Annotated in this window: 8 protein-coding genes; 7 read left to right on the plus strand and 1 reads right to left on the minus strand. The window is 59.3% G+C overall.

The window, feature by feature from the left end; genetic code table 11:
* Nucleotides 1-139 precede the first annotated feature (139 nt).
* From B3F77_RS03055 to B3F77_RS03085, 7 genes are all read left to right on the plus strand, one after another.
* Entirely contained in the window at nt 140-1,069 is a 930-nt protein-coding gene (locus B3F77_RS03055; RefSeq protein ID WP_293603528.1) for a branched-chain amino acid ABC transporter permease, read from the plus strand.
* Nucleotides 1,070-1,256: 187 nt separating this feature from the next.
* Nucleotides 1,257-2,333: a branched-chain amino acid ABC transporter permease gene (locus tag B3F77_RS03060; RefSeq protein WP_293603529.1), complete on the plus strand. Its 1,077-nt coding sequence runs from the start codon at nt 1,257-1,259 to the stop codon at nt 2,331-2,333.
* Between the two features lie 49 nt (nt 2,334-2,382).
* The gene (locus tag B3F77_RS03065; protein ID WP_293603530.1) at nt 2,383-3,714 is read left to right on the plus strand and encodes an ABC transporter substrate-binding protein; all 1,332 of its coding nucleotides are present in this window, start codon (nt 2,383-2,385) and stop codon (nt 3,712-3,714) included.
* 146 nt (nt 3,715-3,860) lie between these two features.
* A complete protein-coding gene (locus tag B3F77_RS03070; protein WP_293603531.1) occupies nt 3,861-4,670 on the plus strand; it encodes an ABC transporter ATP-binding protein in 810 nt (269 codons plus the stop codon).
* Between the two features lie 20 nt (nt 4,671-4,690).
* Nucleotides 4,691-5,980 carry a phenylacetate--CoA ligase family protein gene (locus tag B3F77_RS03075; protein WP_293603532.1) on the plus strand — a complete coding sequence of 430 codons (1,290 nt, stop codon included), beginning with the start codon at nt 4,691-4,693 and terminating at the stop codon, nt 5,978-5,980.
* 84 nt (nt 5,981-6,064) lie between these two features.
* Nucleotides 6,065-7,051 carry a tripartite tricarboxylate transporter substrate-binding protein gene (locus tag B3F77_RS03080; RefSeq protein WP_293603533.1) on the plus strand — a complete coding sequence of 329 codons (987 nt, stop codon included), beginning with the start codon at nt 6,065-6,067 and terminating at the stop codon, nt 7,049-7,051.
* A 171-nt stretch (nt 7,052-7,222) separates the two neighbouring features.
* Nucleotides 7,223-8,209 (plus strand): Bug family tripartite tricarboxylate transporter substrate binding protein, encoded by a 987-nt coding sequence (locus B3F77_RS03085; protein WP_414702945.1) that lies wholly within the window; start codon nt 7,223-7,225, stop codon nt 8,207-8,209.
* 187 nt (nt 8,210-8,396) lie between these two features.
* Here B3F77_RS03085 and B3F77_RS03090 read toward each other — a convergent pair whose 3' ends face one another.
* Nucleotides 8,397-8,693 (minus strand): DUF1840 domain-containing protein, encoded by a 297-nt coding sequence (locus B3F77_RS03090; RefSeq protein ID WP_293603534.1) that lies wholly within the window; start codon nt 8,691-8,693, stop codon nt 8,397-8,399.
* Nucleotides 8,694-9,391 lie beyond the last annotated feature (698 nt).

A 9,391-nucleotide genomic window follows, 5' to 3' on the forward strand; every position in this document is an offset into this window, starting at 1 on the left:
CTGAAGAGTTCATTACGAATGGATGTGGCCTCAGCCAGCAGCCGCCGCGCAACCGGCTGTACCGGGCCGCTGGCGGCGCCCCCTGCAAAGGGGGAGGCGGCTACGCTAAGCGAGCAAGCAACAGGGGTGAGCAAATAATATGGCATTTTTTCTGGAAACACTGCTGGGCGGCCTGATGGCCGGCATGCTGTATGCGCTGGTGGCACTGGGCTTTGTGCTTATCTTCAAGGCCTCGGGCGTGTTCAACTTCGCCCAAGGCGCCATGGTGCTGTTTGCGGCGCTGGCGATGGCCCGGTTCTCGGAATGGATTCCGCAGTGGACAGGCATCAACAGCCTTCTCTTTGCCAATGTCGCCAGCTTTGCCATGGCAGCCACCTTGATGTTTGTAGTCGCCTGGCTCATTGAGCGCCTGGTGCTGCGCCATCTGGTCAACCAGGAGGGCGCGACACTGCTGATGGCTACTCTGGGTATCGCCTATTTCATGGAGGGCCTGGGCCAGACGATTTTTGGCGGCAGCATCTACAAGATCGACATTGGCATGCCAAAAGATCCTGTTTTCATACTGGACTCGGTGTTTCCGGGGGGCCTCCTTGTCAACAAGGAGGATCTGTATGCCGCCCTGATCGCCGCTGTGCTGGTGGCCCTGCTGAGCGTGTTCTTCCAGAAAACAGCCACTGGCCGAGCCCTGCGCGCCGTGGCCGATGATCACCAGGCCGCGCAATCGATCGGTATCCCGCTGAACCGCATCTGGGTCATCGTCTGGTGCGTGGCAGGCGTGGTGGCTCTGGTCGCCGGCATGATCTGGGGCAGCAAGCTGGGCGTGCAGTTTTCGCTGGCGACCGTGGCTCTGCGCGCCCTTCCCGTGGTGATTCTGGGAGGCCTCACCTCCGTGCCCGGCGCCATCATTGGTGGCCTGATCATCGGCGTGGGCGAGAAACTTTCAGAGGTTTACCTGGGCCCGTTTGTCGGCGGCGGTATCGAAATCTGGTTTGCCTATGTGCTGGCCCTGTGTTTCCTGCTGATCCGGCCGCAGGGCCTGTTCGGAGAAAAAATCATCGACCGAGTATGAGACTTTGCGTGACAGACCAAGCGTTGCAAAGCAACTTTGCTATGTACCCAACTGACATGAGACTTTGCGGGACAGTCCAGGATTTGCGAGGCACATTTGCTCTGTCCCCAACTAATGTGAGACTTTGCGGGACAGTCCAGGATTTGCGAAGCAAATTTGCTCTGTCCCCAACTGATTAGAAGGTGTTATGTTTTACAGAGAAAACGGTCAATTCAAAACCAGCTATCGCGCGGACCAGCAGATCTTCCCGATCCTGCAGGACCGCATCGCCATCGGGCTGATCGTGGCTGCCGCCTTCGTAGCCGTCCCCCTGCTGGCCAGCGACTACCTGTTCCAGGCCATCCTGATTCCGTTTGTCATCATGTCGCTGGCCGCGCTCGGCGTAAACATCCTGGTCGGCTACTGCGGCCAGATCTCACTCGGATCGGGTGCCTTCATGGCCGTTGGGGCTTACGGTGCCTACAACTTTTTCATGCGTATTCCGGGCATGCCGCTAATCCCGGCGCTGATCCTGGGCGGACTGTGCGCCACCTTGTTCGGCATCCTGTTCGGCCTGCCTAGCCTGCGCGTCAAGGGCCTGTACCTGGCGGTGGCCACGCTGGCCGCGCAGTTTTTCAGCGACTGGATGTTCCTGCGCATCAAGTGGTTCACGCTGGACTCGCCTTCGGGCTCGGTGTCGGTTTCCAACCTGCAGGTGTTCGGCCTGCCCATCGAAAGCGCGGTGAGTAAATACCTGCTCTCCCTTGGCATACTGGCCGTCGTGGCCCTGCTGGCCAAGAACCTGGTGCGCAGCGCGATCGGCCGCGAGTGGATGGCCATCCGCGACATGGATGTGGCGGCAGCGGTGATAGGCATTCGCCCGATGTACGCCAAGCTCAGCGCGTTTGCGGTCAGCTCGTTCATTATTGGCGTCTCGGGCGCGCTATGGGCCTTCGTCTACCTGGGTGCCTGGGAGCCGGCGGCGTTCTCGGTTGATCAATCGTTTCGACTGCTCTTCATGGTCATCATCGGCGGCCTGGGCTCCATCATGGGCAGCTTCTTCGGTGCGGCGTTCATCGTGGTGCTGCCGATCGCCTTGAATCAGTTCCTGCCGGCGCTTCTTGGCATCTTCGGCATCAGAATTTCTACCGCGGGCACTTCACATGCCGAGTTGATGATTTTCGGCGGCCTGATCGTCTGGTTCCTGATTGTGGAGCCGCACGGATTGGCCAAGCTCTGGTCTACGGGTAAACAAAAATTGCGCCTTTGGCCGTTCCCGCATTAAGGGTCCTATTTTTTGGGTGTTCTGCTTTTTATTTTTACAGGAGACAACAATGAAAATTCGTAATCTGATTCTGGCAGTGGCTGCAGTGGCCGCCAGCGCTTCGTCGATGGTGACGACCAGCGCATGGGCGCAAGCCAAGGAGCAGTTTTTCCCACTGCTGTCCTACCGAACGGGTCCTTATGCACCCAACGGTGTGCCCTGGGCCAACGGCAAACAGGACTATCTCAAGATGATCAACGCCCGTGATGGAGGCGTCAACGGCGTGAAGCTGACTTACGAGGAATGCGAAACCGGCTACGCCACCGACCGGGGCGTGGAATGCTACGAGCGCCTCAAAAGCCGCCCGGGCGTGGCCCTTTTTGACCCGCAGGCCACAGGCATTACCTTCGCGCTGACCGAAAAAGTGCCCACCGACAAAGTCCCCCTGATCACGCTGGGCTATGGCCTTTCCGTCGCACAGGACGGCATGGCCTTCAAATGGAACTTCCCGCTGATGGGCAGCTACTGGACCGGTGCCGACATCCTGATCCAGCATCTTGGCAAAGTAGAAGGCGGCCTGGACAAGCTCAAGGGCAAGAAAATTGCACTAGTCTACCATGATTCACCGTTTGGCAAGGAACCCATTCCGCTGCTGCAAGAGCGCGCAAAAATGCACGGCTTTGACCTGCAGCTGCTGCCGGTAACCGCACCCGGCGTGGATCAAAAAGCCACCTGGCTGCAGATTCGCCAGGCCCGTCCGGACTATGTGCTGCTGTGGGGCTGGGGCGTCATGAACTCTACCGCGCTCAAGGAAGCGCAGGCGACCGGCTATCCGCGCGACAAGATGTACGGCGTGTGGTGGTCCGGTGCCGAGCCGGACGTCAAGGATGTGGGCGAAGGTGCCAAAGGCTATCACGCGCTGGCCCTCAATACCGCCGGCCAACAGCCCAAAGTGATTCAGGACATTCTGAAATATGTGCATGACAAAGGCCAGGGCACAGGCCCGAAAGATGAGGTCGGCTCGGTGCTGTATACCCGCGGCGTGATCATCCAGATGCTGAGCATTGAGGCGGTGCGCCGTGCCCAGGAGCGTTTCGGCAAAGGCAAGGTCATGACCGGCGAGCAGGTTCGCTGGGGTCTTGAAAATCTGGCACTTGACCAGAAGCGGCTTGACGCCCTCGGCTTTGGCGGCGTGATGCGCCCCCTCAGCACCTCGTGCGCCGACCACATGGGCTCGACCACCGCGCGCATCGAGACCTGGGACGGCAAGAAGTGGAACGTCAGCCCGGAGTACATCGCGGCGGATGAGCAGATCATCAAGCCCATGGTGAAGGCCGGCGCTGACAAGTACCTGGCCGACAAGAAGATGACGCGCCGCACTGCGGCAGATTGCCAGTCTTGAGTTTTGGGCCAAAGTTCGCTGCCTTCAGCGTGGGTTCGCCCTGCGTTGAAGGCAGAAACTGAAGGCCAGAAAGGCGGCTCTCACGAGCCGCCAATTGAAAGGGCCGCAGCGCTGGTCTTTCAATTGATTCAAACGGATACACCACCATGAGTGATTCAAACATTGTTCTCAACATCAACGGCATCGAGGTCATCTACAACCATGTGATCCTCGTGCTCAAGGGCGTTTCCCTGCAGGTTCCCGAGGGCCGCATCGTGGCCCTTCTGGGGGGCAATGGTGCCGGTAAAACCACCACGCTGCGCGCCATCTCCAACCTGCTCAAGGGTGAGCGTGGAGAAGTCACCAAAGGCTCCATCGAACTGCGCGGCGAGCGCATCGAGAATCTGTCGCCGGCCGACCTGGTGCAGCGCGGTGTGGTGCAGGTGATGGAAGGCCGGCATTGTTTTGCCCACCTGACCATTGAAGAAAACCTGCTCACGGGCGCCTACACGCGCAAGAGCAAGGCCGAGGTCGCCGCCAATCTGGAAAAGGTCTACAACTATTTCCCGCGCCTGAAAACCCGGCGCACCTCTCAGGCGGCGTACACCTCCGGCGGCGAGCAGCAGATGTGCGCGATTGGCCGTGCGCTCATGGCCAATCCCTCCATGGTGTTGCTGGACGAGCCTTCCATGGGCCTGGCGCCGCAGATTGTTGAAGAGGTCTTCAACATCGTGCAGGACCTGAACCAGAAAGAAAAGGTCACCTTCCTGATCGCCGAGCAAAACACCAACATGGCCCTGAAATACGCCGACTACGGCTACATCATGGAAAGCGGCCGCGTCGTCATGGACGGCGCTGCCAGCGACCTGGCCAGCAACGAGGATGTCAAAGAGTTTTACCTGGGTGTGGGCGGCGGCGAACGCAAGAGCTTCAAGGACGTGAAGAGCTACAAGCGTCGCAAGCGCTGGTTGGCTTGATCAGTTTTTAGGACACCGCCATGACTGAATTTTTTGACCCGCTTGAGACACGTCCGCACGCTGAGCGCGAAGCAGCCCTGATGGCCGCCCTGCCGCAGCAGATTTCCCACGCGCAAACGCATTCGCCCGCATTCGCCGCCATCCTCAAAGGGGTAGACGGCACCGCCATCAACTCCCGCGCCGTGCTGGCGCGCCTGCCGGTTACCCGCAAGCATGAATTGCTGGAGCGCCAGCAGGCCGCACGCCAGGCTGGCGGCAACGGTGGTGGTAGCGGTGACGTGTTTGGCGGCTTCAGTGCGCTGCGTTACGGTGCCCACATGCCGCATGTGTTTGCCAGCCCCGGCACCATTTACGAGCCTGAAGGCACGCGCAAGGACTACTGGCGCATGGCACGGGCAATGCATGCAGCAGGGTTTCGCCCCGGCCAGCTGATTCATAACAGTTTCAGCTATCACTTCGTGCCCGCCGGCTCCATGATGGAAACTGGCGCGCATGCCCTGGGCTGCACGGTGTTTCCGGGCGGCACCGGGCAGACCGAGCAGCAGGTGCAAGCCATGGCGGAGCTCAAGCCTGCGGGCTACATCGGCACGCCGAGCTTTCTGAAAATCATCGTGGAAAAAGCGGCCGAGATGAAGGTGGCGCTGCCCACCGTGACCCGGGCCCTGGTTTCTGGCGAAGCCTTTCCGCCCAGCCTGCGCGACTGGCTTGGCGAGCGCGGAATTTCCGGCTACCAGTGTTATGCGTCGGCCGACCTGGGCTTGATTGCCTACGAAACCGAAGCGCGCGAAGGACTGGTTCTGGATGAAGGCGTGATCGTGGAAATTGTCCGTCCCGGCACGGGCGACCCGGTTGCCGAGGGCGAAGTGGGTGAGCTCGTGGTGACCACGCTGAATCCCGACTACCCCCTGATCCGGTTTGGCACAGGCGATCTGTCGGCGGTGCTGCCGGGCACCTGCCCGTCCGGGCGCACCAATGCGCGCATCAAGGGCTGGATGGGCCGTGCGGACCAGACCGTCAAGGTGCGCGGGATGTTTGTGCATCCAGGGCAGGTGGCAGACATCGCCCGACGTTTCCCCGAAGTGATGAAGGCCCGGCTGGTGGTCAGCGGCGAGATGGCCAATGACAGCATGACCTTTCAGGTCGAAGCGCTAGCATCGACAAATTCAGGATTAGCCCATGCGGGGCTGGTGCAACGAATCAGCGAAGCCATCCGCGATGTCACCAAACTGCGCGGCACGGTGCAGTTGCTGGCCCCCGGGAGTCTGCCCAACGATGGCAAGGTGATTGAGGACGCTCGAAGTTATAAATGAGCGGACTTACTCTTACGTAGTTCCCGCGAGCTGGGCAGGATGATCGGCCCGTAGACTTCATGGGTCCATTACAAGGAGACATGCATGAAGCGCCTGTTCGTCCTGGCTGCCGCTGCGACGGCCCTATTTGCCAACGCTCAAACCTTTCCGGGGTCCAAACCCATCTCAATTGTGGTGCCTTTTGCGGCCGGCGGCCGTACCGACCGCGTGGCACGCGACTTGGCCGAAACCATGCGCGAATCCATGGGCGGGGGTGCCAATTTTGTGGTGGAGAACGTCAACGGGGCCGGTGGCACCATTGGCGCCAGCAAAGTCGCCAAGGCGGCGCCCGACGGCCGCACCCTGCTGCTGTACCACATTGGCATGGCCTCAACGCCCACCCTGTACCGCAAGCTGCCGTACAAACCGCTCGAAGACTTCGAGTATCTGGGCTTGATCAATGAAGCATCCATGATGCTGATCGGCAAACCCCAGTTGCAGGCCAACAACTACCGCGACTTCGAAAACTATATTCGCGCCAACGCCGGAAAACTTAATATTGCGCACGCCGGACTGGGTTCAGCGTCCCACCTGTGCGGCCTGATGTGGCAATCGGCCATCAAGGCCAACGAAGCCATGACGACCATTCCTTTCGGCGGTACTGCGCCGGCCATGAATGCACTGGTCGGCGGCCAGGTCGACCTGATGTGCGACCAGACCACCAACACCACCAGTCAGATCGAAGCCGGCCGCGTCAAAGCCTTTGCGGTGACGAGCACCCGGCGGCTGTCCAGCAACAAGCAGCTCACTGACTACCCTACGCTTCAGGAAATGGGCCTGAAGGGGTTTAACCTGACGATCTGGCATGGCTTGTACGCGCCCAAGGGAACGCCACCGGCCGTGCTGGCCCAACTCAATGCCGCGCTCAAGCTGGCGCTGAAAGATCCCGATTTCATCAAGAAGGAGGAAGGCTTGGGCGCCGTGGTCATCACCGACAAGCGGGTCGAGCCCGCAGCACACAAGGCTTTCGTGGCGGCCGAGATCGCCAAACTCAAGCCCGTGATCGAGGCTGGCGGAAAATTTGCCGATTGAACCATTCCATTTTTTTACGCAAAGCCGCCGGGGCATCATCAGGCGGCTTTTTCCATGCTCCGGATTTACCCTGTTGAACCTCCCGCGGGAGCACGCTATCGTTCCACTTAAGTAACGCCCCATAACTCACCGGAGACCACCTTGAACTTTTCTTTCGAACAAAATCGCCGCTTGGCCCTTATAAATTGTGCGCTGTTAGCTATTGTTTTTATAGCGCTTCCGGCTGCGGCCCAAAGCAGCTGGCCGACCAGGTCGGTCAAGATCGTAGTTCCTTTTGCACCTGGCGGCACCACCGACATTCTGGCCCGTGCGGTGGCGCCCGAACTGTCCAAGGCCTTCGGCCAGCAGTTTATCGTTGACAACCGCGGCGGGGCAGGCGGCAACATCGGTGCCGACATGGTGGCCAAGTCGGCACCCGATGGCTATACCCTGCTGATGGGAACGGTCGGAACCCACGGTATCAACAAGTCGCTCTATAGAAAGATGGCTTACGACCCACAAAAAGACTTTGCGCCCATCACCCTGGTCGCTGCGGTGCCGAATGTGATGGTGGTCAACACCGAAAAGGCCAAGGCTGCGGGCATCAATACCGTGGCTGACTTCATCCGTGTCGCCAAGGCGAACCCCGGGAAGTTCAACATGGCCTCCAGCGGCAATGGCACCTCCATTCATCTTGCCGGGGAACTGTTCAAGACCATGAGTGGCACCTACATGATCCATTTCCCATACAGTGGCTCGGGCCCCGCGCTGATGGGGCTGGTGGGCGGCGATATGGATGTGATGTTCGACAACCTGCCGTCATCGATGCAACTGATCAAATCAGGCAAGCTCAAGGCACTGGCCGTGACCAGTGCGGAGCGCTCTCCGGCCTTGCCGGACGTGCCCACCGTGGAACAGGCAGGCGGCCCTGCGCTCAAAGGCTTCGAGGCCAGTTCATGGTTTGGCCTACTAGCACCAGCCGGCACGCCACCGGACATCGTCAACCGTATCCAGCAGGAAGTTTCCAGGATACTGAACACCCCTGCCATCAAGGAAAAACTGCTGGCACAGGGTGCCGTTCCAGGCGGCAACACGCCACAGCAGTTCTCCACCTTCATCAACGCCGAGCACAAGAAGTGGGCCCTGGTGGTGAAAGCGTCAGGCGCCAAAGTCGACTGACAGCACGCCCGCTCGCGTTGCCTTGCAGCAGCCCGCAAAAAAGCCCCGTCACCAGGGCTTTTTAACATCAGGTGCGCAATTGCTGAAACAGCAGGACCATCACGGGTGGGCCAGGTAGCGTAAGGGGAGGCAATTTTCCGCCGGGCCGCTTCCTAAGGAAAATTAAGCCCCTCGGAGGAGACGGAAACTAAACGCCCCAGACCACCTCGTGGCCCGCCTTGTAGTTGCGCTTCAACATGTCAATGAAAGGCATCGCGCGCTGGCGCAAACCCAGCCCATCACCGGGCACAACGCCCGCCTGTTCGTCGCCTGATTCCTCAAGTGCAATGGCGGCCTCAAGCGCCTTGATGGCTATGGGCATCTGCTCGGGCAGGATGATGCCCTTGGGGCCCGCTTCCTTGCCAATGACTTCCAGTATCCGGCGACCATTGGGTTCCAGCATGATAACGTCGCCAGCATCTTTTGATTTGAATTTGTAGAGCATTGAAGTCTCCTCTAATTGAACAGTGAACCCATTATGCGCAGGGGACTGAGGGGGTCTGTGTAGGTCTGGTTCGCCTCTTTTTAACCCCCGCTACCGGACGTCACACCCAAGCCTGCTGAATTGGCCCGGGTAAAGAAAACTAAACAGCATGCTCAATATTGCAACTGTTTAAAAACCGACCGTTCAGGCGCTTCGCCAGGACCGACTGAGTCTGCTCTTGCCGGCCGATCTGACGACCAGCTTCAACTCCCGACGCCCACATCGAGGATGACGGGCATTACCGCAGCACCCTGATGTTAGTTGACGGCCTGTTGCGGCCAGTCCAAAATTGACCCAGGTGCCGACACTGGACTGACCCAGATAACATCTTCGCAATCCCTCTGCCAGCAACGGTTCGCGAGGATGATTCATAGGTCAGCGGAATCCCTGCGCATGGGTCAAAATCGGATCAACGCCAACACGTATGCTGCATTGGGTGCAGGGTGAACACACCCTGCACGGATAGAAGTTCGTTCGAGCACTGGCTCCAATTCTTGTCACACCCCGACCTCAGATCTGAATGCATTAACCACGGCATGTCACTGTTTGTTGCTGCCGACCTCGTATTGACCATCTAAAGCTGATTGGGCCGATTCAAAATGACCAGCGTTACCGCTCGAAAAACCCTGGTCATGCCTAAGAACTTATCCGTAAATAAA

It is taken from the genome of Polaromonas sp. UBA4122 (assembly GCA_002381615.1).
GTDB lineage: Bacteria > Pseudomonadota > Gammaproteobacteria > Burkholderiales > Burkholderiaceae_C > Polaromonas.

Excerpts from the sequence above, each read along its gene's own strand:
- B3F77_RS03090 (WP_293603534.1), bottom strand. The coding sequence starts at position 8,693 with ATGCTCTACAAATTCAAATCAAAAGATGCTGGCGACGTTATCATGCTG.
- B3F77_RS03080 (WP_293603533.1), top strand. The coding sequence starts at position 6,065 with ATGAAGCGCCTGTTCGTCCTGGCTGCCGCTGCGACGGCCCTATTTGCC.
- B3F77_RS03065 (WP_293603530.1), top strand. The coding sequence starts at position 2,383 with ATGAAAATTCGTAATCTGATTCTGGCAGTGGCTGCAGTGGCCGCCAGC.
- B3F77_RS03075 (WP_293603532.1), top strand. The coding sequence starts at position 4,691 with ATGACTGAATTTTTTGACCCGCTTGAGACACGTCCGCACGCTGAGCGC.
- B3F77_RS03055 (WP_293603528.1), top strand. The coding sequence starts at position 140 with ATGGCATTTTTTCTGGAAACACTGCTGGGCGGCCTGATGGCCGGCATG.
- B3F77_RS03070 (WP_293603531.1), top strand. The coding sequence starts at position 3,861 with ATGAGTGATTCAAACATTGTTCTCAACATCAACGGCATCGAGGTCATC.
- B3F77_RS03060 (WP_293603529.1), top strand. The coding sequence starts at position 1,257 with ATGTTTTACAGAGAAAACGGTCAATTCAAAACCAGCTATCGCGCGGAC.